At 56.4% G+C, this 24,097-nt stretch carries 17 protein-coding genes, 1 tRNA gene and 1 pseudogene; 12 read left to right on the top strand and 7 right to left on the bottom strand.

Annotated features, from left to right (window positions below):
- The first annotated feature begins 2 nt into the window (after positions 1-2).
- The 12 genes from ACU6HM_RS08290 to ACU6HM_RS08235 all read left to right on the top strand — a co-directional run bounded on the left by ACU6HM_RS08290 (position 3) and on the right by ACU6HM_RS08235 (position 18,081).
- Positions 3-635 (top strand): RES family NAD+ phosphorylase, encoded by a 633-nt coding sequence (locus tag ACU6HM_RS08290; protein ID WP_058195259.1) that lies wholly within the window; start codon positions 3-5, stop codon positions 633-635.
- A 17-nt stretch (positions 636-652) separates the two neighbouring features.
- Positions 653-1,024: a DUF3742 family protein gene (locus ACU6HM_RS08285; RefSeq protein ID WP_121738022.1), complete on the top strand. Its 372-nt coding sequence runs from the start codon at positions 653-655 to the stop codon at positions 1,022-1,024.
- Between the two features lie 17 nt (positions 1,025-1,041).
- Positions 1,042-4,998, top strand: coding sequence for an AAA domain-containing protein (locus ACU6HM_RS08280; RefSeq protein WP_446763652.1), 3,957 nt, complete (start codon positions 1,042-1,044; stop codon positions 4,996-4,998).
- Positions 4,995-7,403: a PIN domain-containing protein gene (locus ACU6HM_RS08275; RefSeq protein WP_446763651.1), complete on the top strand. Its 2,409-nt coding sequence runs from the start codon at positions 4,995-4,997 to the stop codon at positions 7,401-7,403. Before ACU6HM_RS08280 ends, ACU6HM_RS08275 begins: the two co-directional genes overlap by 4 nt.
- On the top strand, positions 7,312-8,553 hold the full coding sequence (locus ACU6HM_RS08270; protein WP_239003420.1) for a hypothetical protein: 1,242 nt from the start codon (positions 7,312-7,314) through the stop codon (positions 8,551-8,553). The genes ACU6HM_RS08275 and ACU6HM_RS08270 overlap by 92 nt, the downstream gene beginning before the upstream one ends.
- A complete protein-coding gene (locus tag ACU6HM_RS08265) occupies positions 8,550-10,412 on the top strand; it encodes an AAA family ATPase (protein WP_446763650.1) in 1,863 nt (620 codons plus the stop codon). The genes ACU6HM_RS08270 and ACU6HM_RS08265 overlap by 4 nt, the downstream gene beginning before the upstream one ends.
- 20 nt (positions 10,413-10,432) lie before the next feature.
- Positions 10,433-11,002 carry a 4Fe-4S single cluster domain-containing protein gene (locus ACU6HM_RS08260; RefSeq protein ID WP_200973296.1) on the top strand — a complete coding sequence of 190 codons (570 nt, stop codon included), beginning with the start codon at positions 10,433-10,435 and terminating at the stop codon, positions 11,000-11,002.
- Between the two features lie 186 nt (positions 11,003-11,188).
- Positions 11,189-12,148: a hypothetical protein gene (locus ACU6HM_RS08255; RefSeq protein WP_415302120.1), complete on the top strand. Its 960-nt coding sequence runs from the start codon at positions 11,189-11,191 to the stop codon at positions 12,146-12,148.
- Complete coding sequence (locus tag ACU6HM_RS08250; RefSeq protein WP_058195286.1) at positions 12,145-13,011, top strand: histidinol-phosphatase; 867 nt, start codon at positions 12,145-12,147, stop codon at positions 13,009-13,011. The genes ACU6HM_RS08255 and ACU6HM_RS08250 overlap by 4 nt, the downstream gene beginning before the upstream one ends.
- Positions 13,012-13,013: 2 nt before the next feature.
- Positions 13,014-14,138 (top strand): hypothetical protein, encoded by a 1,125-nt coding sequence (locus ACU6HM_RS08245; RefSeq protein WP_153163444.1) that lies wholly within the window; start codon positions 13,014-13,016, stop codon positions 14,136-14,138.
- 770 nt (positions 14,139-14,908) lie between these two features.
- Entirely contained in the window at positions 14,909-16,996 is a 2,088-nt protein-coding gene (locus ACU6HM_RS08240) for a capsular polysaccharide synthesis protein (protein WP_446763649.1), read from the top strand.
- Between the two features lie 62 nt (positions 16,997-17,058).
- Positions 17,059-18,081 carry an IS30 family transposase gene (locus ACU6HM_RS08235; RefSeq protein WP_415302119.1) on the top strand — a complete coding sequence of 341 codons (1,023 nt, stop codon included), beginning with the start codon at positions 17,059-17,061 and terminating at the stop codon, positions 18,079-18,081.
- Between the two features lie 49 nt (positions 18,082-18,130).
- On the opposite strand, the pseudogene ACU6HM_RS08230 reads toward ACU6HM_RS08235, so the two are convergent.
- The 7 genes and pseudogenes from ACU6HM_RS08230 to ACU6HM_RS08200 form a co-directional block, all read right to left on the bottom strand.
- Positions 18,131-18,910: pseudogene (locus tag ACU6HM_RS08230) on the bottom strand (ParB family protein); the annotation flags it as partial.
- On the bottom strand, positions 18,903-19,151 hold the full coding sequence (locus ACU6HM_RS08225; RefSeq protein WP_012205954.1) for a hypothetical protein: 249 nt from the start codon (positions 19,149-19,151) through the stop codon (positions 18,903-18,905). The pseudogene ACU6HM_RS08230 and the gene ACU6HM_RS08225, both read right to left, overlap by 8 nt.
- Entirely contained in the window at positions 19,135-20,010 is an 876-nt protein-coding gene (locus ACU6HM_RS08220) for a ParA family protein (protein ID WP_446763648.1), read from the bottom strand. Before ACU6HM_RS08220 ends, ACU6HM_RS08225 begins: the two co-directional genes overlap by 17 nt.
- A 42-nt stretch (positions 20,011-20,052) precedes the next feature.
- Positions 20,053-20,265, bottom strand: a complete 213-nt coding sequence (locus ACU6HM_RS08215; RefSeq protein WP_077575457.1) for an AlpA family transcriptional regulator — start codon at positions 20,263-20,265, stop codon at positions 20,053-20,055.
- Between the two features lie 118 nt (positions 20,266-20,383).
- Positions 20,384-21,139, bottom strand: coding sequence for a hypothetical protein (locus ACU6HM_RS08210; protein WP_446763647.1), 756 nt, complete (start codon positions 21,137-21,139; stop codon positions 20,384-20,386).
- A gap of 564 nt (positions 21,140-21,703) precedes the next feature.
- Positions 21,704-23,632 carry a tyrosine-type recombinase/integrase gene (locus tag ACU6HM_RS08205; protein ID WP_446763646.1) on the bottom strand — a complete coding sequence of 643 codons (1,929 nt, stop codon included), beginning with the start codon at positions 23,630-23,632 and terminating at the stop codon, positions 21,704-21,706.
- A 238-nt stretch (positions 23,633-23,870) separates the two neighbouring features.
- Positions 23,871-23,944 (bottom strand) — tRNA-Gly (locus ACU6HM_RS08200).
- Positions 23,945-24,097 lie beyond the last annotated feature (153 nt).

Below are 24,097 nucleotides of genomic sequence, written 5' to 3'. Positions count from 1 at the left end.
TCATGAACCGCGAGTTGCCATCCTTCCTGATCGATGCCGGTGAACTGCTCCAGCATGTGAGCCGCGTCGTCTATCGGGGCAGCCCGCTGTACTATGGCCGCAGCCGCACCAATCGCTACGATGACCCGACGCGGGCCTACGGCGTGCTTTACTTGGGGCGCGACTTGCCCACGGCGCTGATGGAGTCGGTGTTCCACAAACATCAGTGGCTTGCGGACAAGAAACGCTCGATCGCGCTGAAAGAAGTCCAGAGCCGGATGGTGCGCGCCGTAGGCGTGGTGGCTGACGTGCTTCTGGCGGATCTCACAGCACCGGGCGTCATGGCGGGCTACTTTGGCCTGAATCTGGAGCAGTTGGCCAGCCGCGACTACAGGCATACGCAGCAGGTGTCCGCACAGGTGCATGCGATGCTCGGAGATGACGGCCAGCCGCTGTTCGACGGCGTGCTCTATCCGTCGCGCAACAACTATCCCGCCAAGAGCATCGCCCTGTTCGAGCGTGCGGGCGCGAAAGTCAGCGTCATCGAGGACATCGACCTGGTTGACCATGTGGATTGGCCACGTTTCGTTGCCCGCTATCGCATCGGTGTGGAACCCGACCCCGGCCCGATGGAACCGGATGACGAAGCGTCCTGAAGCAGCCGGAGACGACCATGAACACCACGACCCGCACCAGCACCGCAGAACGCCTCGGACGCACCCTTGGCCGTGGATGGCGCGCCTATGTGCGTGGCGAACGGCGGGCGTCGAACTGGTTGGTATCGAAGGGAGTGCCGCAAGCGGGTGCCTCCGTGTTCGTGTGGGCGATTAAGCTGGTTGTGTTGGGATTGCTGTTTTATGTAGCTTTCTGGATGACGCTGTTGCTGGTGGGCTTGCTGCTTGTCTCTCGCGGTTTTCGCAGAAGCAGTGATGATTTTTCGCAACCACGCGACGAACTGCGCCATGGTGAAGCAGGATTCGGCTTGTACTCGCCGGACGGGTATCGCCTCGACCCGCATGACCCCAACAATCCGTATGACGACTAACAAGGCTATGTTTTTTGATGAATTTGTATATTGCGCTTGACCTAGGTAACAGAGGAATTAATCGAGCTATCGCCGATATTCAGCGCAGCCATCAGACATTCAAAAACTGGTGCAATGGCCGTGAAGGGGTGGAAGTTTTATATGAGCTGCTCTTTCCAAACAATATGCCAATCACGGGCTATGTTTCCAATCGGCAGCGGGACAAGCAGAATCCACGATACGCACAGATGGCGATTCGAGTTAACGCCGCTGGGCGGGATTGGCCTTTTCCGGAAGGATGCGCCTTCATCGCCACGGGAAGTTGGCCCACCGAATCCTCTTCGCCACTCTTTCTCATAAACGGCTTCATCGAGACCGCCGATCTGCCTGCGCGATCTTTCGAGCGCGAAGTCACTGCATTTGCCGTGCATGACAGTCTGCAATTCACGCCGGGCCAGCAGCGCATTCAGCGCGTCAATAATCTGCTCACGCCGCAACTGCTGGCCGACTTGCCACCAATCACGCAGCAAACCGAAAAGCAGTTGACCGAGTGGACTGAATTTCTTCGATGGAAAGAAAGCCTCATCCGCCACAAGGCGCGCGGCTTGCGCTACATCAGCCGTGAATGGCGTGACGAGCAGTTGGTTTTTTCCTTGGTCGCGCAGAGCGCACAGGCTTTGCAAAAAGACCGCAAGGCTTTGGGGCGGGATGATCTGGTGGCGTTTCAGGTTGGTCAATCCAAAGAACCGTGGGTGTTCGAATTGCCTGAACGGGAGGAGCGCCGCCTTCCTCGGCTAGGGCAAGCTGGCAAACTCTCGGAGCCTGCATCGGTGCCGAAAGATCGGCAATTACCCAAGGACGACAACTTGCCGGAATGTCCTTGGCCTACGCCCGTATTTGCCGAGCTGACCGTCTCACTGACCGAAGACGACGCGAATGATCTCGCCAATGCCGAGGAGCCGGATGCCCTGCGCCAGCGCATCCTGAGTCAAATTCCGGAGTCCGGTTTTCTGTCCATTTCAACGGCAGGCGACATGAGCCTGATCAAGCGCCATCAACAGGCGTTGCGGCAGCTGCAGGAGCAAGGCGGCTATGCGCCGTATCTGACTGATTATCTGTTCGAAGCTGCACAGGTTTCCGTACCGCAGCGTCTGGAGCCGGTTACGCAGTGGGCCAATGACAAGCTCAACCCGGCCCAGAAAGAAGCCGTGGTCAAGATTCTGTCTGCACCGGATTTATGCTTGGTTCAAGGGCCGCCTGGCACGGGTAAGACTACAGTGATCGCGGAAGCCATCGTCCAATTGGCGCGGCGCGGGCAGCGGGTACTGCTGGCATCTCAGGCGCATACCGCAGTGGACAATGCGCTGGATAGGTTGGGGCATGACGGTTCCTTGCGCGTAGTGCGGTTGGCACGAAATGAACGCAAGGTGACAGAAGATGGAGCAGCCTTCGCGGGGCAGGCAGCCTTGCAGCGTTACTACAAGGCCTTGGCCGGGCAAACCGAAGACCGTCTTGTAGTGTGGAAGCGTGCTGACGAAGACTTGCGTCTCTTGCTGGAGTGGCATGACCGCGCGGCTTTTGTGTTGCACGACGAGAAGGAGCTGACCAGCAGACGCGGGCAGCTTGAAGCGGACTTTGCATCGGCCCGCAGCCAGACAACGCAGACACAGCAGGCGTATGACGCTGCCTGCGCGCTGCTGGAGGAGGACAAGGCCAAACGTCAGCGCCTACACAGCATTCAGGCCTTGCTGCATGGCGAAGCCGAAACGTTGCATGGCGACTTGCGGGATGTGGAAGCGCCTGCCAGAAATCTGGTGCAAGGCCTTGCTTCCTGCGAGGCTGCAGGATTGCTCGTGAAATTTTCGATGGACGATTGGCTGGCCGATGCAAGCAGTCGGGGCGCAATGCTGGCGCATATGTTGGCCGCGTGGCGGCGTTTCACGAATGCGCGAGAAGCTATTGCTGCGGACATCCGTCGTCTTCGCGAAGCAGCGGGCGCCCCGATTCAGGATGCCAGCACCCGGTTACGTATTGAATCGCTCCGAAGCGAGGTCAAAGCCTTGGAGGAGCAGATGGAGAAGGACGATGCTTACGTAGATGATTGGAGAGCCGCGCGCAAGGAGCTCAAAGAGTTGGAGCAGGTTGGTGTGGGCTTGGAGCGCAGCCGTTATGACAGTCTGTTTCGCCAAGCGTCCGAATGGTGCGCTCCGATTAAGAACGCTACTCAACTGGCAGACGAAATGGATGCCAGCCTAACTGCATTGGAGAGGACGCGGCCGGTCATCGATCAGGCCATCGAAATCGTGAAGCAATCCACGCAGGCTCAATTGTCGCAACCCGCACCTGAAGCCCCGAACGATGGCCTTGTGCGAGCCGCGCGGAACCAGGAGCGCAACGCCCAAAGCAAGATCGATGACTGGGTCGAGCAGCGCAGACAGCATGAGCAGAAGGTTCAGGCCCTGTTGCAGGATGATTCAATCACGCAAGGCAACCGCTTGCCGCTGGAACCTGCTGCGACCTTGTCGCAGCGCGTCGAAACTGTTGCCCAAGTCATCAAGGTCTTGGAGCAACGTCAGGCCAGCCAGCAACATCAACGCCAGACATGGGGGCCGTTGCTGGATGATTGGAAACGCGATTTGAGCCGCAACAACGCCGCAGAAGAAGATTGGCAGCATCTGGGCGCGGATTTTCTGGCGAGCTGTAATGTGGTGGCCATTAGCTGCAATGAAAACGAACGCACGTTGGACGATGCCGGGCAGACGAGTTTTGATGTTGCCATCATTGACGAGGTGAGCAAGGCCACTCCGCTGGAATTGCTGATGCCCTTGATGCGTGCGCGCCGCGCTGTGTTGGTGGGCGACCACCGCCAGTTGCCGCCGCTGTTTCAGGAAGGCGACGAAGCTCGTAGCTTCATGGATGAAGTAGAAGAAAGCGAAGCGGCCAGTGCAGAGGAAAACAGCGCTGGCAAGGTTGCCGAAGCGCAAGCCTTGCTGACCCGCGACAACCTACGCCGCTTCGAGAGAATGGTCACAGCCTCGTTGTTCAAGTCGCATTTCGAGATGGCGGACGATGCGATCCGCGCACGACTCAGTGTGCAGTTCCGAATGCACCCGCAAATCATGGCGATGGTGAACCACTTTTACGAAGGTCAGTTGGAATGCGGCCTCCTTCGGCCTGACGACGATCCAGACCCGAAGCTTCGCCGTGTTCACGGACTGACGTTGAAGAATGTGAACGGTGGCTCACCCTTACTCACTCCGGATGACCATGCGTTGTGGGTGGACACAACCTACAACCTGCACAACCAGATTCACCGTGAAGATATGGACGGTAACCAGCCTCGGCGCACCAATCGCTTGGAGGCGGAGTTGATTGCGGAAACGCTGGAGCAAATTGAGCGGCAATCTGCTGCACAGGGCTACTCACGAACGAACAAACGCAAAGTCGGCGCGGTGTCTTTCTATGCGAATCAGTGTCGAGAAATTCGTGCTGCTATTCGCCGCCGTCGTCCAAAGGGTTCCAATGGTCGGTTTGAATATCTCGATGTTGAAGTCAATACCGTGATTCGTTATCAGGGCAAAGAAAAGGAAATCGTGCTGGTCAGCATGGTGCGCCACGATGGGTACGACCCTTTGCGTTCGGGCAATCAACCCCGGCGTCGTTCCAGCAAGGCCAATGTCGCCCGGTTCGAATTTATTAATGTGGCCTTTTCTCGCGCGCAGGCCTTGCTGATTGTCTTCGGCGCAAAAAGCATGTATGCATCCTATGAGGTGGATTTGCCGCGCATGGACAGCGCAGGTAGCGTGAAGCGAGCCGTTTACAAGGACATTCTGGATCAACTGGAGCGCGATGCACGGCTGGTTCCGGCAAGGCAATTGATGTCGCCTGAGATGCTACCCCAACAGCAACAACAGCGTGGCAGGTTCAATGCTCCGACTCATCGGACGGCTGCGCCCCAAAACGACAAGTACGGTAGCCGGGGAGGCCGCGCATGAAGCTAGCAGAAATTTCCGTCCCCTTGCCCTTGTATCGCATTGAATCCGATGTGACCTATCACACCGAGCGCAAGCCCACAGTATTTGAACGGATGGTGTTGCGACTGTGTGATCCTGGACTCCATTTGCCCGACAAACAGAACTTGTCTTTGCTGGCCGTTTTCCGCGATCAATTGGGTGCAGGTGATGTGCGTGAACTGCTGGAAGGCTGCGTATCTGAACTTTCCGCTTTGGGAGCGCTGCCCAAGCGTTACGCTCAAGATAGGCTTGAGGCCCCTTTAACTGAGCTTGAATTGACTGCCGATGGCTTGCAATTTTTGCGTAGCGACAGCCTGCCGGTGCGCTCGCGCACGGTTAAGGTCTGGCACCGCTATGATCCCATCAGCGACGAGATTAAGTCCACACAGAATGATGGAGCGCGTCTCAGCCAAAGTGATTTCAGTCGCGTTAGTGTCGCTGATCAAGCTTTAAGGCCGCAAAATCCGCTGCCGCAGGTTGAGCGCGCCATAGCGCAGGAAACGTATGACTGGAAAACCCCTGCGACAGTTATAGACCGCATCGCGCCCATTGTTCAGCCAGCGGGACGGATAGAGCGCCGACTTGAAGTCTCGTGCAGCGAGGATGGTGCACTGTCTGCGAGCGCTCCGCGTGATGCAGCGTTGCAGCGTTGGCTGGAGCAAGCGCAACTCGAACTGGCATGGGAGGTTCTGCTTGCTGATGCTCTGACAAGCGAGCCAGATTCCTTGCTGCCCATCGTTCACTCTTCTGTTTTACGAGAGGCCCGCACTGCCCGCCCCATTGCCGCTAAAGGGAGCACAGCCAGGGCGCGGTTCTGCATCGTTGCGCAAGGGGTTGCAGCAGCGGATGCAACAACACCCATTATCGTTTTATCGTCTGAAGTGAATGCACCAGAACTGGTTGCCAATGGCAAACAACCGACCGTGTACACACTGCTTGTGCCTACCCCCGCAGGAATTACGACGGGATTTCGTAGATTGTCTCTGCCTCAGATCGATGGGGCGAGCGTTCAAGTAGAAGTAGCCGGTAACCTCCGCCTCTATTGGGCCGGGCAGCCGCGCCTGTGTGGCCTGGCGGTAACTTTGAACGACCAGGCTGCAACCGAGCTTTGGGCCAAGCTGCGCAGAGATTTAGAAGGGGCTTGCGAGCACTCTGATGACCCACGCATTGCCTTCATGCCCGTGGCATGGCGGGATGTCGATGCACTCGGCGAAACGGTGTGGCCGTGGCTTGCCACACGTGCTAAACAGCCACTGGGCGATCTGATTGCATTGGTCGAACCCGCTACACAAGCAATTGGTTTGTGGCGGCCTGGTGGGAAAGACTGGAAACCTGCGTGGGAAGTATCTCTGGCAAGAGCCATTGATGAATCGTTGAGGCATACGCCCAATCAGCTTGAGCCTGAAGAAGTCGCTTCTCTTTTGACTCAGGTGGCTCAGATGCTGCCTGCTGACAAGGCTGTGCCTCTGCAAGCCGCGCTACTGCATCATGCGGCGCCCATTCGCGCCTTGGAGTCATTGGCAAAGCTGCGATCTGCCTTGCCTTCCACCACTGAAATTCCAGAAGAACTGCTCTCCATCGCATTGCGGCAAGTGTGGCTGGAACACGCATTGGAGCGCAAAGAGTTGAAGCTGTATGGCCCGCACGCCATACAGCAGCCGATGCAAGATATACAGAAAGCCGTTCAGGACGTTTATCGGAGTATTGGCGAACAGGCGTTGAAAGCGGCTGGTAATAGCCAAATGGATGTGCGCACCTTGACCCCTCATGCCTTGGATGCTGTTCGCACTTGGCGCAAAGCTGCGGGGAATCTCCACACTCTAAACGTATCGTCACTCCTCTGGGATGCGTTGAATGAAGAGGTAGAAAGCTGGGGCCTTCTGGCGCAAGAGAAGCTGGCTCCAGTCGAGATTGGGCATCGTATCGTCGTAGTGGATACCAGCGCTCTGATGGAGCATCCTGAGCTTTTGCATGGTCTGATCTCCAACGATATTTTGGTGGTGCCGCTTCGTGTGCTGAGCGAGTTGGATGGTTTGAAGAGCAGTGAAGATGAGGCTCGCGCGGTCAAGGCGCGCGCGGCCATTCGCCAGTTGGATGCAAGCGCGTCCCGTATCCGCCATGAAACAGACTACGCAGCCTTACTGCCTGCTGAATGGGATGCCAGGCAGCCCGACCATGCCATTCTTTCAACGGCGTTATTCTTTCGGCTGAATGATGTTTTGTTTGTGAGCAATGACATCAACCTACGCACCAAGGCGCAGTCTCTTGGCCTGAACACGCAAGATTCCAAGTCATATGCGCCTTCGCACCTTGTGCCCGCTGCTGCTGCTGGTGCGCCAAGCATACATTCACGGAAGCAAGATAAAAGAAAAAATCAAAGGAAATGAAACCATGAGTCGGGCAGACGAATATCGCTATCAAATTCAACGGCAACGCAAACAAGAGCTTGATCGACAGCGTGTGCGCGAGACAACGCGTCCGTTCCTTGAGCGCTACCGCAGCGTATTGAATGATGTCGCCAGCCAAGGGCTGGGCGATGTGATTCCAGCGGAGTTTCGTGAGCTGAGTTCTGATCTTCAGCGCATGGAGGCTCTGCTGGAGTCTGACCCGTTTGCTGCCAGAGATATGAGCCGTTCCCTGGGTGGTCGATTCCACGGATTACCACGCTTTGCGCGTGAGCAACGCCGTTCCCGTCAAGAGGCGGAGCTAGCCGCAGCTGAGGCATTCCGCAACGCGCAGCAAGCTGAGGTCGAACGACAGTTGCAGGTGAAGGCAGAACTTGAAGCAGCATGGCGCGAGGGTTTGAGTGGCTGGAGCACACCTGTCGCACTCAACGCAGCGTTTGCCGAGTTGCAGAAACTACGGGAGCGGCTACTTGGCAATGCTGCCAACAACATGACCTCGGCGCAAATTTCAGCCGCCTTACGCGAAGTTCGGCAGCGATATGAAGTGGACGCTGAGCGCCAATTGCAAGAAATGAAAAATCGTGTGCAGCGCGAGGCCGTGACCGACGTACTGACGCTGCAAAGAGAGCAGTTGGAGCAGGAAGCGAATAAGGACGGTGGCGAACGCGCTGCCAAGTTGCGCGAGGCATTGGCTCATGCAATAGGACTGGCTCCTGCAGAGCAGGCTGAAGCCTTGAACCAACTGGTGCAAGAACAAGATGAAGCTGCCGTAGACGAAAGCCAGCGTCGTGAAGTCGTGCGGGCGGTTTATCAGTCACTGCAACAAGCTGGCTTTGTTGTGGATGGACCAGAGCATCTTGTATCGGAAGGGGAAGACCAAGTGCTGATTCGCGCCCGTCGCCCTGCTGGTGCGCAAGCAGATTTCCGCGTCAACTTGAGCGGTCATCTCAGCTACAAGTTTCATCAATACAAAGGCAAAACGTGCGAGAAAGATGTCGCCCCCGTCATGGCAACGCTACAAGATGCTTACGGCATCAGCCTGAGTGACAAACGCGTGATTTGGGTCAATCCCGACGACCAGGATCAGGATGCTCGCCCTTACCCTGATGCGACACAGGAGAGAAGCAAATGAGTTCAGCTTTGTTGCCGTGGCAGGAAGACTTTCGCCGCGAATGCGGCATACGGCGCGGTGTTATCTTGCACGGTAAGACGGGTGATTTGACATCCGATCCCGAAGCACCAGGGCAATGGACAGCGTTGCCTACCGCGTTGATGAACCTGCTGCGTCAGCGTGGGTATCAGCATGTAGTTTTCTGGAACCGCGTCAATGGTGTCAGCGGCGTTGATGCGAGGACTTGGGGGGAATTGCAAAGCTCAGTTACCCCACCTGCCGCAAGAGAAAGCACATCTGAGGGGAATGCCTATGACATGGGTGATTTGCCGCCTACACCTGTGGCGAGCCCCGCATCCAACGGCATCACGGCCAGCGCGGATGACTTACTGACTGTTGCTGCACAATGGCTGCGGCAACCGCGCGCCGAAAAGTCAGTCGCTTTTGTGTTGGACTGGACGCAATACTTGTTTGGTAGCGTCAACTCGCTGAGTGAGAACGAGCGTGGCTGGCTGCTGCGTCTGGGGCAAGCGACTCGTGATGCCGCCGTGGTTCGCAATGCTGAAAGCATTGGCCAGCCTCAATCACTGCTAGTGCTGCTGTGCGGGGGCTTGAATGTGCTGCCACCATCGCTCTACCTGAATAATCCACTATTTAGGGAAATAGCAATTCCCTTGCCGACAAGGCAGGTTCGTGAGTCTGCTGTACTGGGTTTGAAAGAAGTGTTTCGGTTGCAGCCCCCTTTGCAGCAAGGAGGGCGTGAGTTGGCTGACTTCGTGGACGGATTGGAAGGCCAGAGTATCCGCGACATTCACAATCTCGCACGACTTTCACGACAGGAGACTGAAGTCTCAAGTGCCTTGTCTTTACTCAATCTTTATCGCCACGGACGCAGACACAGTCCTTGGGAACAACTGGATCACAAAAAACTTCAGACCATTGTCGAAACCCTGGGGCGTCGGGTCAAAGGTCAAGGGGAAGCAATTGAATCGGTACGGCGCATCCTCGTGCGTGCCTTCACGGGGCTGTCGGGGCTTCAACACTCGTACAGGCAACGCACTCCCAAGGGCGTGTTGTTTTTTGTTGGCCCAACTGGTGTCGGTAAAACCGAACTGGCAAAGTCCATTGCCGAATTCCTCTTTGGCGACGAAGAAGCCTGTCTTCGTTTCGACATGTCAGAGTTTAATCACGAACATGCCGATCAGAGGTTGGTGGGCGCACCTCCAGGATATGTGGGTTACGAAGCTGGCGGACAGTTAACCAATGCGGTCAAACAAAGGCCATTTTCCCTGTTGCTGTTTGACGAAATCGAGAAGGCGCACCCACGCATTCTCGACAAGTTTTTACAGATTCTTGAAGATGGGCGCTTAACGGATGGCAAGGGTGAAACGGTGCTTTTTTCGGACACCGTCATCGTATTCACTTCAAACATCGGCGCAGCCGAAGTGAGCCATGAAAGCCAGGATGTGCGCAATGCATTCATCCAAAAGGTGCGACAGCATTTCGTGCATGAATTAAAGCGCCCTGAATTGCTAGGGCGCATTGGCGAAGCCAACATCATTCCTTTCAACTTCATGCGTGATGATGGATTTTTGATTGATATCGCTCGAGCCAAGCTGGAGCCATTGCGTAAAGGGCTGAAGGATAAATGGGGTGTTTCGGATTTGAGGCTAGTTAAGGAGGCCGAGATACTGGCCTTGCTGGTCAGGGAAGTGGATCGCGGAACGGGTGGTCGCGGCGTCCCTAACGCACTGACCAATAAGCTGATTGATCCATTGGCCGATTTTCTATTTGCACAAATGGCCGCCCCTGATCAGATCCGGGGAAAGGCAATTGAAGTTCATATTGCCGGTGGAAAATTGTTATTCGAACTGGAGTGAAATTTGTGCATTGGCTGAATATGGCATCTCGCCTACCTTGCACCGAAGCAGAAGGGCCGGGGCGAAGAGCAGCATTGTGGGTGCAAGGTTGCAATAAGCGTTGCCGTGGCTGCTGCAACCCCGCGTATTTGCAGCTGGTTGAGCGTGAGTTTGTTTCGGCCTCATCGGTTCTCGACTGGCTTGAAGACGCGCACCATGCGCATGATCTTGAAGGGGTGACCTTTCTCGGTGGCGAGCCCATGTTGCAAGCACAAGGCTTGACTGTTGTTGCGCAAGGAGCGCAGTCGCTGGGGCTGTCAGTGATGGTATTTAGTGGATATACAAAAAACGAGCTTGATGTGCTGCAGCTGCCTGGGGTTGACCAACTGATTCGCTACACGGATGTGTTGGTAGATGGCCCGTATGAGGTGAATTTGCCGGAGCAAAATCGCCGTTGGGCAGGCTCCACAAATCAACAATTTCATTACCTGACAACGCGTTACGACGCACGGATTGAAAGTGATGGTGAAGTCGAGCGTGTGCTTGAAGTTCGCCTGAGAACTGATGGCTCAATGTTTATAAACGGATGGCCAGAAAAAGTATTGCGCTGAATGATTTGGCGCGGACAGGCGGTATTGGTTCGCATAGATTTCATCCGTCATCGCAATCATCTCAAATTGTTTACAAAAAAACCTGTGCATTGGCGCAAGGTTGGATTGAGGCTTTGAATGCATCTTCAGGGACACCTCCTATACATCGACATTACACAAATATGCGGCATCGGCTGTGCCTTCTGTATGTACGCCGACAAGCACAAAGCGGGCATTAGCATGGAGCTATCAACGTTAGCGCGGGAAAACCTTGCTAGGTTGATCAATGCTTCGGAGGTCAAGCGCATCTCCATCAGTGGTGAAGGCGAACCACTCAACAACGCCAAAGTGTTCCACGAGATTCTTGGGTTGTCAGAAGGTGGTAAGTGCTTCGAATTCATCACCAGTGGGTTCTATCCACATGACAAGATGGAGGAGTTCTACGACACGACAAACCGGATTGTCTTGACCAATGGCGACACCTGCAACATCCGCCTCAGTGCAGACAGCCATCATATCGAGAAGGTCAAATGGCGGGCCCATGGTTTCAGCTTGGACTTCCTGCGGCGTCGGCGACCCTCTGGGTTGAGTTTCTCGTTCCGCTCAATCGATACCGATCGCGATTTCACTCGCGAGTACCTAAAGTCTGAACTCGCTTGTTGGGGGCTTGAGGCAACCATCGAGCCGAGGAGCGTGCTGGAAGACGTACTGGCCGCGGGCGGCGATTGCTTCGGTATCGACTACAAGAACCTCGTTCACCCAGCTCTAGGAACCGCCCCCGGTTATCTGGATATGCTGGGCTACATCAAAGCGATCGAGTCCAAGGTCAACAAGCCCTTCACCTTCGGCAGCCTGAACAAACCGCCGCAGGCCAACGGTTTGGATGTCACGGTAAAGCCTAGCGGCGATATATACCTGTATGGCATCGAGAATCAGCGCCTGGGCAACATTCACTTTGACCAGGTCGACTGGCAACGGCTGGTCGACCACGTGCGGGAAACACCGTTAACCCGAGCACTTTATACGCAACCCTTGACCGAGTTGCTGGCGCGCCTTGATAACACAGACCTGCTTCGTTCGATCATCGCCAAGGTGAACAACCCCTACTGGCTGGTGAAGGAGCTGGCAGGTCATGCAGGGTTGCTTGAACAGTGGGACGCTGCATGATCGACTCACACAGCCACACCTTTTATTCGAAGCATGCGATCGGCACTGTCGACGAGTTAGTTCGTGCCTCGATCGCCGCAGGCGTGACCGTCCTAACCATCACCGACCACGCGCCGTTCCCTGTGGATATGGACAATCGTCTGCTCGCGTCCGAACTTGATCGCTATTTCGCTGACATCGAGCGGGCGCGGGAGATTTATCAGGGGCAGATCACCATCCTGTGTGGCCTAGAGCTCGACTACATGCCAGGCACCGACGCCTTCAATCGCGAGCTGCTTGCTCGTTACCCGATGGACTTCGTAATCGGCTCGATTCATTACGTGGAAGTTCCAGATGAAGCGATGGTGAAGGTCTGGGAGCTGCCACGCCTTGCCGGGCAGGCGTTTCTAGATCGCTACTTCGCCAATCTCGAAGGTCTGCTAGACAGTGGATTGTTTGATGCTGTAGGGCACGCTGATACCTTGCTGCGTGGCGTGCCGGAAGACATCTTCCTGCGCCGTTTCGAGCCTTTGCTGGCGCCGCTCGCCAGAAGCGGCATTGCATTCGAGCTCAATGCCTCAGGTCTTCGAAAGTCGAGCCTGGACCCTGCAACGGGCAGGGAGATTCAGGGATTTTGGTCTTATCCATCTCGGGAATTGGTGGCACAGCTTATCGCACATGGGGTGCCTTTCACGGTTGGGTCTGATACCCATGCCCCGAGCGATGCTGGTGCGGGCATTTCTGAACTGCTTGAGGCCCTGAGGCCTTTGGGGCTGAAGAGCATTAGTTACTACGAGAGGCGCCGACGAATCGATGTCTCCCTCGACAGCCTGACGTTACCGGGCACACCGGCAACTTTGACAGCAGGACTTGAACGGCCTTGAACATGATTTACCCCGAAAATTCTCCGCCATGGTTCGAGGTACTTAAGAGCCCGATTGATGTCCAGTTGGCGATGTTCCGTCAGGCTTCCGCTCAGCCCCGTGCGAATGATGTGAAAACTGGATTCCGCGCGTTCGCTGCCGAGCTGTTTGCACGTGACCTGATCAGCATGACCGAGTATGTTTCGATTTTTGGCGGTACTGCCCTGCACTGCCTTACACCTGCCGAGTCGGGGGTGTTTCGCGACATGGCCACGGGCAGCGATGCCTCAGCACTGGCGGGGATCTACAGCCGTGCAAAATACGGCGGTGTGCATGACATCCGGTATCTCGCAAGACAACTGATCGACTACCTCTGTGGTGAGCTGGATAGGCCAGACTCGCAGTGGTCATACCTGTTCCAGAACGCCAAGGTCCGTGGTGACAACGTGGTGATGATGACCACTGGTTGGCGCAACGTGCCGTCCACGGCGAACGTGCTCTATGAGTTCGTGGTCGAGGAGGTCAACGTCAAACTGGCGCATATGGCGTTGCCGACCATCATCAACGTCAAGCTACCCAGGATTGCGCCGCCCTGCGAGGACTACGCCAGCCTCAGTACCGAGGAGCGGGAGCGCGTCAATCTGGTCCAAGACCACGTCATTCCGGCTGAAAATTTCTATCGATGGAGCGGTGTGCATGTGATCTTCGGCGACGATGTGTTGGTTACCGGATCTACTGCCGACAAAGTGCTTTATGAATCCATGCGTAACGGTGCAAAGTCGTTCCGCGCAATCTATCCGGTGGCGATCGACCCCCGGGTGGCGCTAGGCGACGCCTCGGTTGAGGATCGGCTGAATAGTGTGGTGGTCGAGCAACGGCTGGACGATACCGTTGCGGAGCTGTTGTCTGCGCGGGACTACCAGCCAATCCTGCGCACCCTGCGCTTGTTGTTCGGGGAGGGAAACCGAGAGTCGCTCGCCGCCTTCCTGCCGAAGGTGCCTGCGTCGACCTGGCTGCGCCTGTACAAGTCTGCCTTGGGCAACGAGTTTCTAGGCCAGCCGCAATGTGCTCCTTCCTTGGTGCTGCTGAGGGAGTACCTGACAAATGCCGGGTTGTTAAGTACCAATGGCAGGGCTATTTACCCGTGAGCAGCCAGCCTTGAGGCTTCGTTTGTGAATGTGTGGGTGTCAGTGTTACTGCGCTTGCGCGCAGATGAATTTGGCACTCACTGACCTCACTCAGGTTTAACTGCTGAGTTATCACCTCATGAACGGTCGGGGTGCCACGGTGAGGGGATGCGTGGGCAACGTACAACCAAGCGGGCACACGCGTCGGTAGTGGGCCGAACTCGAGCTCAATACGTACTAGGTCGAATACTTCAGTCGTTCGTCCGCTCGGAGTCCAGGCGAGCGGAGGAGTGCGATGATCGGGCTGCGTCACTTCGAGAGGACATTCGAGCTCCATATTTATGGTCCCAGGGTAACAGTCTACGACCTCGGGGAAGCCTTGGCTGATCAGTGGCAACTGGCGAGCGAGAGTTCCCTGCGCCACGCCTAGGCCGGGCACTATCCGTGCTTTAAGCGAATGGATTCGCTCAGCATCGGGCATTGTGGCTAACAACTCATGAAGATTGTCCAATAGAACCTCTGTCGATAACGCATTCATATCCTTCTGCCGGTACGCCGAATTTGACCAGCGTCTTGCCGACGATAGACGATCCTGGCCAAAGGCGGGGTCTAGTTCCGTATGATCACATTTATCACCGCATCCTGAAACTTGCAACGGCACGCGAGATTTTGTTAAAGGTAATCTTCTGGCAAACCTCAAGGTCAAGGAGTCGTCCGGGATTGGACAGCCACCCGCAGGCGTCCAATTATCGGTCAGGAAAAACTGTCCAAACAACCGGAGCCAGCTCTAAATGAAGACTCTATTTCCTGTGCTTAGTGAGCTCCTGATACGGCTTCTTGATTGGTCATTTGTACTCATCAAGCGGTTTACGAAAAAAAATAGCAACGTCAGGCATATTGTTTTCGTTAACTGGAATGGTAAGTACGGTGACGCTATCGCTTCGGCCCCCATCATCGAATTCCTAACTTCTCACTGCGGTGTAAGAGTTAGTGTAATTACCAACGAACCACTGCGTGCGCTCTATTGCTCGGTGATACAAGTAGATTCAGTTCACGTACTTGAGAAGAATTTTGGATGGTTTGATCTAGTTAATATCGCATTCAATGTAAAAAGGTGTGATGCAATCGTCCCACTCTTTGGCAAGCTTGGAGTTAAGGATGTTCTGTGTGTTCTTCTCTTGAACCCTCGAGTCATTTTTAGCACAGATAGCGCCTTAAAGATGTCAAGTAAGGAATTCATAGATAAGTCGAAAAACAATGATATCTACGGAATCTACCAGTCGATTGTCGATATGGCAATTAGCGGGAACAATACTTTGGCTGGAGCTTCATTTTGTGTAGAGAACGACTGTTTTTCAAAAAGTTATGATTTTCTGATCAACCCTTACGGGAGTCGGGAAGATAAGTCACTTTCTATCGAAAAAACTAAGTCTCTTATAAGACACCTAGCTACGTATCATCGTGATAGTAGCTTTGGCGTTATGCACTCTCCTAATTCTTTACTGTCAGCCTCACAGTTGGTTGACGACTTGAGCTTGCCTAATGTTGAGCTGGTAAAAGGAATAACAAATTTTGAAAGTGTTATTCCGATCATTCGCAAATCAGGACTATTGATCTCAGTAGACACATCTCTTGTCCATGTTTCTAAGGTACTAAATAAAGGTGTTGTCGCTATCTACCCTGAGACTAGGTATTTTAATATTTGGCAACCGACAACAAGTCGAAACTTTGAAGTTGTTCAGAGCAAAGGTCTGGTTGACTTTGGAGGCATTAAGGATATGAATCAATTCGAAAACGCAGACGTCGATTATGCGTTAAACCGAATTAAGAACAGTGATAGATTGGAAAATAAAAAAGTGGTTTTCTTGTACTGGCACTCTTCTAAAGAGGACATGCCTATCGGCCATGCCTTAAACATAAGAAATTTAGAGACTAGGCTAAGTAACAGTGATTGGATTGTTATCGTTACTACGTTAGACAAGCGCGCGCCTGATTACATTGAAAACTACATACCCCTCCCGCCATACTTTCATCAACTGATAGAGAAGGTTGGCGATCCTAGCGTTCAGCATGGAAATCATAGTGACATTATCAGGCTTAGGCTTTTGGAAAGATATGGTGGTGTTTATCTAGATACGAGCACTATTTTTCTCAGGAATAACTTTGACGAAGTGTCCTTGTACAAGAATCTTATTTATTCAACGAGTGCTTCGCTGGCTGGCTATGCAAACGTGACATTTACTCGCAAGGATGAAAAAGGGCGTAATTACTTTAAAGAGGCAAAAGATGGTATTGAATTAGGCGTTTTGTACGCAAAACAAAAGTCTAATATCCTGCGGATTTTTAACTGTGAAATCGACAAGTACTGGAAGTGGAAAACATCCGATAAAGACTACAAGGATTATCCGCCATTTATAGAGTATGGCTTAGGTAAAATAAGTTTCCTGAATGAGTATCATGTCCATTACTCTATCTACCATCTTATCATTACCAGGCAACCAGAATTGCTTGGAGAGGTTGTAGTGCAGAGCATACATAGAAGTGGTAAGGAAACCGCGCTTGCGCATGGCCCTTATGCTATCTCCGACATATTCTGCCGTGGAAAAACTTCTTATGAGCCAGCTTCACCTAGAAAGATGCTGCAATGTTTTATTGAGGGGGAGATGGATACGTGGGATGGCATTTCAACCTCACTAGATGGGCGTATTGATATCTGTCGAGAAGTAGATTTGTTGGTAATCCCAGGGTATTTGAGAAAGGATTTGGAGCAAGAGTTTACTTGTCTAGGCGACTATTTAAACAAGAAAAGTCTCTACCACGCATTCTATGGTTTTTTAGCTGCTGAGGCCGAGCAGGCCTGTTTATTGACAGGCCGATGAATTATGACAAGGCGGTTTCAAACCCGAAGTGCAACAGCCCTGCGATAGGGTAAGTTGCACAGATGACCACCGGATACCAACAGTTGGGCGCCGATGAGCGCGTGGCGATTTCGGCGCTTCGACTCCAGGGGCTGAGCCTGCGCGGCATTGCCACCCGCCTGGGGCGCAGCGCCAGCACCATCAGCCGCGAGCTTCGGCGCAATGCTCTGCCCGATCAGCCCTACCGCGCCGAGGCCGCGCACACGCAGAGCCGGCGGCGTCGCAAGCAGGCCCGTCCGGCGCGCAAGCTCGATCCCCATGGCCCGCTGTGGCCGGTGGTGTCGCACATGCTGCTGTGGCGCTGGTCTCCAGCCCAGATTGCCCACACACTCAAGCGCATGCACCCGCACCAGCCGCGCCTGCAGCTCTCCCACGAGACGCTGTACAACGCCATCTACGCCCACCCGCGCGGCGAGTTGCGCTCGCAGCTCATCGCCTGCCTGCGCCAGGCCCGCAGCACGCGCCGCCCGCGCAGTGCGGGCCAAGACCGGCGCGGCCAGATCCCCGAGATGGTGAGCATCCATGTGCGCCCGCCCGAGGTGGATGACCGGCTCATGCCCGGGCATTGGGAGGGCGACCTGATCAAGGGCGCGGGCAATGCCTCGGCCGTGGGCGTGCTGGTGGAGCGCTCCTCGCGCATGGTGATGCTGTGCCGCATGCCCGATGCCACGGCAGAGTCGGCCCTGGCGGCCTTCACCTACAAGCTCAACCTCATCGCGCAGCCGCTGCGCCAGACGCTGACCTACGACCAGGGCAAGGAGATGGCGCGTCACCGCGAGCTGGCCCGCCACACGCGCATGCGGGTGTACTTCTGCGACCCCCACAGCCCCTGGCAGCGCGGCAGCTGCGAGAACATCAACGGGCTGATCCGCCAGTTCCTGCCCAAGGGCACGGACCTGTCGGTGCATGACCAGGCCGCGCTGGACTCGATCGCTGATCTGCTCAACAACCGGCCTCGCCAGACCCTGCAGTGGCAAACGCCCTACCAGGTCTTCCGCGAGTTCATGCAGGCGTTGCAGGACAAAGATTCGACCCTCGTACACTGAACAACTCCTGCTTCATTCAAACCGCTGTTGCACTTCGGGTTTGAAACCGCCACTCGTCGGCCTGGACATCGAATTGCGACAGCACTTCCTGAAAGAACTCGTCGAAGTCCTGAATCAGTGAGCGGCCTTTGGCGTAATGCTCCCAGGTGCGCTCGCAGGCCTTGCGCATGACCGACAACCGCTCGACCTGGTGACGCCCCAGGCCGGCGTAGAGCACGGTCGGGATTGCGGGCAGCAGGTAGCGTACGGCGTCGGCCATCCGGCTGATGTGCGACTGCTGCACGGGGTATCCATCGGCGGCCAGGCGGCGGGCCAGCTCGGATTGGCTCAGGGGGGAGCCGCTTTCCAGTTCGTAGAACTCGCGCGCTTTCTCGACGCCCAAAGCGCGCTCGATGAAGGTGAGGCCACCGCGCAGTTCGTTTTCCGCAAGATGCCCGGTGAGCGCGACGATCTCGCCACGCTCGGGCCACGGGCGGAACAGGCATGAGACCCGAAAAAATCGTTCGTCCCTGGTCTCCGACCAGAGTTCGCGCAGGATTGCCAGTCGCGTGTTGCCGCCATTGCGGATGATGTAGTGATCGTCGCCGGGCCGCCGGGTGATGGTCGGTGCCGCGTCCAGACCACGCTCGCGGATGGATGCCTTGATTTCCTCGTACACCGGATTGCGCTTCTTGCGCGGGTCGTGGTCGTAGGGGCGCAACTGGTCCAGGGTCACGACCATGGGCGTGTCGGCGATCGGGTCGCTCAAGGACGTTGCTGACGGGCCGCTGCGCTCGAACCCGGATGCAAGCAGTTTGCCGGCCATCTGCTGGGAGGTGATCTCAGTCATGGCCGCCCCCCTGCGCTTGGGACCGGGTCTCGCGCTCAGCACGACGGATCTGCGCACGGGCGTTGAGGGCTGCCCGGTGATCGCTGGCCGTCGAACTGGTGTAGATCGCGGCGCAGCCTGCCTTGGTGAACTTGAGGTGACCGCCCGCCGTGCGCTTTACGTGCCAGCCTTCGCCGACGGCGAACTCAATCAGAGCGCGCAGCCGGCTGTGGCCTCGGGCCAGTTCATGTGCGTTGGCCATGGGGCCTCCTGGTATCAAGAGGCTGTGGCGGACGGCCGGGCACAGCGGCAAATCGATCCTGCCACTGTGGGAGCAATTCGCCGGCAAGATCGCGCATGGTGGCGAGCGCGGCGGGAGCGACTCTGCCCACTGGTTGGCGGTACTCGACCCGATGCACCGGCAGGCCGCGCGTCGCAGCACGCGGATAAGCCTCAATGGCCGGTACGTCGGTGGCCAGAATCCGAATGTCGGTGTGGCCCTGGAAAAGATCGCGCAGCGCCTGCTGGATCAGCCGGGCGTTGGCGGACACCGGATGGACGCGGTTGATGAGCAGGTACAGCGGCGGCGGCCCGATACCCAGGTGCCGGTATGGTGCAATGTCCTCCAGCAACTGCATGGTGCCGCGCCGCAGTTCGCGGGCGGCGAGGATTTCCGGAGTCACGGGCGACAGCGCGAGGTCGGAGGCAAGCACCGCCATCTCCAGCAGCACCGAGCGCGCGCCCTGGGTGTCGATCAGCACCAGGTCGTAGAGGGGGTTCAGTATCGGCAGCAGATGCCGCAGCCGCAGGCGCCCGTCTGGCGCATGCAGCAGCAAAGTGTTCAGTTCTCCTCGGTGGTCGTTGGAGAGCACCAAGTCCAGGCCCGCGATGATCGTGCGGGACACAAGCTGGTCGAGGTCGCGCTCGTTGAAGGCCAGCAATTCATAGATGCCGCCGGGCGCGCGGTGAGCCAGCTCATAGTAGGAGGACAAGGTGGGCTGCACATCGAGATCGAGCAGCAGCACGCGCAGTCCGGCGTCCGCAGCGAGACCGCCCAGGTTTGCGGCCGTGGTGGTCTTGCCGACCCCGCCTTTGGTTGAAATGATGGATACGACCTGCATGGTGTTCTCCGTATGAGGATGGAAAGTCCGCGGGAGAACGGATCAGGCCCGGTTGTTGACGCGCTCGTCGATCCACTGATCGATTTCGATGGAGTCCCAGCCCACGGCGCGCACGCCCAGACGCAGCGCTTGCGGGAACTGGCGTTTCTTCATCAGGTTGTAGATGTGGGCGCGCTTGAAACCGGATTTCGCTTCGACTTCTTCCAGGCGCAGGATGCGGCGCTCGTTTGGCAGCAGTACAGGTGTTTGCGACATGGCGGTCACTCCTGAACGCTCAGTGGCGTTTGTTGGCGTGACCTCTATTCAATAGACACGGCAGCGAAAAGACATTGCAAATGCAATCTCCGCTACTGCACATACAAGCTGGCAAATCTCAGAGGGAGGCGCTACGCAACCGGCGCCTGGCGGTGGCGAACTTGCCGTTCAATGTCCGCTCCGCGATACCCATGGCGCCGCTGTGATGGGCGACCAGCGCGCTGACCACGGCCTCCTGCGTCTTGAAGCTGGAGTACGGCGTGCCCGATGGCGACTGGCCGAGCATCAGCTCTAACAGGCCGCCAACGATGTTCAGGTAGGTGGCCTCGGCCCGATCACTGATCGGACACTGCGCGCATGCCGAAATCACCGTGGACTGCTTGAGCAGCGCGTCATGCTTGTCCTGCAACTCGCGAAGCTGACGTTTGGTCTGTTCCAGGGCGGATTTCAAAGCCTGGCGTTCGACCAGCATGGCTTGCCCTGTTTCTAGGGAGATGAAGGGATGGATGATGCGCTCGCTGCGGGAGAAGAGAAAGCCGGGCCGCTGCTCGGGGTAGTGCTGGCGCATCCAGCACTTCAGATCGACATGACGTACCGTCAGATCAGGCGATTCGATCAACGCGGTGTCGCATGTCGTGATGCCATGCTGCCCGAAGGGCAGTTCCCCGTTGAGGATGCCGTCATAGATGCGGTCGGTGTACAGCCGCAGTTCGCCCAAACGCGGGCAGTCCAGCGACTGCGGCAGATCCATAGGCGACGAGACCGAAGCCAGGATCACCTGCTCGTATCGCAGCAGTCCGGCCCAGCGGATGGACGCTTCGAGCGGGCGGTAGAACACCTTTGATGTTGGTGCATCATTTTTGTTCTCGTGCATGCTCCGTCTCCTTCCAGGAGAAGAACTACATGGCCGACTGCTTTTGCAGCCGTCCTCATGGTCGGCCTGTTGTCCGCGCAAGACGCGAGTGATGACGCCCGCTTTTGATGACTTCTGATCAGTTCGCGCAACGAGTAGGCGTTGTGTGCTCGATGTGCAAAAATCCATCGGGCACAAGAAAACCGAGCGTCTGTCGCGGCTCGACAGTGACGCTTGCGCTATCAGGATCGTGAGAAGTGGCTGCTCTCGCAAAACCGTATCGGTATGGTCTGATGCGCCAGCGGTTTCAAAAAGCGGCGAACGCTCGGAATCTATTGATCGGGGCTTGAGATTGGCAACGAAAATCCGCTGGTGTCATATCCGATCGAGATACTGATATAGCGAGATAGCATTACCGAGAAGTCGCCTATGGTGACTGCCGAGCGCTGATCCGACGCTAAACGCTGCCTGCCAAAACGTGGAAATTGCTAGTTGGCCGCGCAGAAGACGGATCGGCGGCCATGCGAAGCGATCGACGTTCCCTCCTTTGACCTTGACCGGACGGTGCTGCCGCCCGGCCTCAGCTCAACGGGCGACGGGATCTTCGGGCATATCAACCAACATTGCCGTTTTTACCAGGCGCTCTACAGTCTGCCTGGCCAGCACCGGAGACGCCTCCGATTGCTCTGCAAGCTCATCGGTTTCTATGGCATGTGCGGCGACCAGTCGAGCTGCAAGATGCAGGTTGGTCGGATCGACGGCCTCGATGACTGGACACTTGCCCAGGGCATCGTATGGCCGCAGCAGTGCGTGATAGATGTGCCAGGTGTCGATACCGCGCGGCACCAGCTTCAGGACAGCCTGAATCAGCTTGCGCTTGATGGGGTCGAGTTGCCAGTCCGGGACGCGCTGCCCACGGTGACCCAGATGGATCGACAGGAGATTGCCGGCCTGAATCTCGTAAGTGATCCAGCGGCGGGACTTGCCAACCAGCTTGGCGTAATCGGCCACCGACAGGTTGTGGGATGCCTCGAATATCTCCAGCAATTGCAAGCGCTCGCGCTGCACCTCTGACAGCGTGGGTCGCGCGTACTCGGGCAGATGCACCGCCGAAAGTCGATAGACGGAAGCTGGAACCGCTGGTGCATCGGGTGCAGGCGCAACGATCAACTGAGGGGCGTTTGGATTCAGGGCGGGCGGCTGCGCTGCCGCCTGTCCGGCGATTGTGGGCAGGCCCTGCAACGTGATGGTCAAGTGCGTGCTGGCAACTTCGACCTGATTCTGCTCGAACAAGTCCAGCCGGTCGGCCCAGTCCTGCATCATGACGCGGCGTTGCTCGACGTACTCGGCGTGGTTGTAGGTCGCGCTGATCCGATCCGGATCGGCATGCGAAAGTTGGGCGTCTACCCACTTGGGCGGATACCCCAATTCATTGAGCGCAGTCGAGATGGTGGCGCGAACGCCATGCCCAGTGAGTTGGTCTTCATAGCCCATACGCTTGAGCGCGCCATTGAGCGTGTTCTCGCTCAGAGGGTTTTTCAGGCACCAATCACCGGGGATAAGATACACCTGTGCTGGCTTCAGATTTCCCAGCAAATGACGAACGACCTCTTGTGCCTGCAACGACAGTGGCACGATGTATGGCGGGATGTCGGCGAAACGCTGGCGCTTCTTCTTGGTGAGCTGCTTGCGTTGCTTGAGCCTGACAACCGGGATGATCCACAGACCGCGCTCCAGATCAAACTGATCGGGCGTGGCGTAGCGCAATTCACCGGTGCGCACGCCCGTGAGCAGCAGCAGACGTAGACCCAGTTGCGTATTCAGGCGACCGCTGTACTTGCGCAACGTCTGCAGCATTGCCGGCAGCTCGGGCATGCGCAAAAAGGGATTGTTCTCCACCGGGGGCAGCGGCATCGCCACCACGTCCAAATCCTTGACCGGGTTGTCGCCCATGTTGGGCACCACCACCGAGGCGTAGGTGAATAGCTGGCTGAACCAGGTGCGCAGCTTCTCGGCCACCGACAGCGAGCCACGCTTTTCCACTCTGCCGATGATGTCCAGCAGGTGGGCGCGGGTGACGTCGTAGATGGTCAGGTGGCGCAATACGGGAAACACGTCCTTGGCGAAGACGCGCCCGATCTGCTTGGGCGTACTTTGGCGGCCCTCATTTTCCAGAGAGAGGCTGCGGTGGGCCAGCCATTTGTCGTAGATGGTCTGGAAGGTGTGCTCGCCAGCCAGGACAATCACGTGACGTTTGCGCTTGCGTTCCGAGTGCGGGTTGATGTCCTTGGCCAGCAGCGCCCGCGCCTCTTCACGCAAGTCGCGAGCCTGTTTCAAGGAGAGGGCCGGATAGCCGCCAAAGGTGATGCGCTCACGCTTGCCCAGCCAGGAATAGCGGAAGTGCCATACCTTGCTGCCGATGGCGGAGACGTAGAGGTAAAGGCCGTCGAAATCGGCAAGCGAGTACGGCTTGCCGGTGGCCTTGGCTTGCCGAGCCATGAGGTCCGAGAGCATATGCCCAACTCCAGAAGGCGAGTTGAATGCAATCGTTCTCTTCTAGCGCCAGCTCCTCCAGCAACAATGCGGATTGGGAACCTCGCACATTGTTTGGGCCACTTTTTGTACCAGTTTGGGCCGGTTGTCAGTGGTTCTCGCTGGATGTCAGTGGATCGAGGTTAGGTGAAAAACATCAATCCTGACAATGACTTGCGACATTCCTTGGCGTTCGGTGGAAGTCCCTGGAAAGTCGAAGTGGAGCGGGTGATGGGAATCGAACCCACGACGGATGCTTGGGAAGCATCAGTTTTACCATTAAACTACACCCGCCCTGATGGAGAGGTCTGCCTCAAAAGCAGACGATCCCGCGAATGGGCAAGCGAAAATTATAGCGCGATCTTTTCTTCATGCGTCGCCCCGGCCCTATCTTTTTCGCGCGCCACCACATGAATTCGGCGGCAAGACTCACTACAATAGAGTTTT

Source organism: Alcaligenes sp. RM2, from assembly GCF_052931795.1.
Note: the sequence above shows the minus strand (reverse complement) of the source record. Positions and strands in the feature narration are given on the sequence as shown.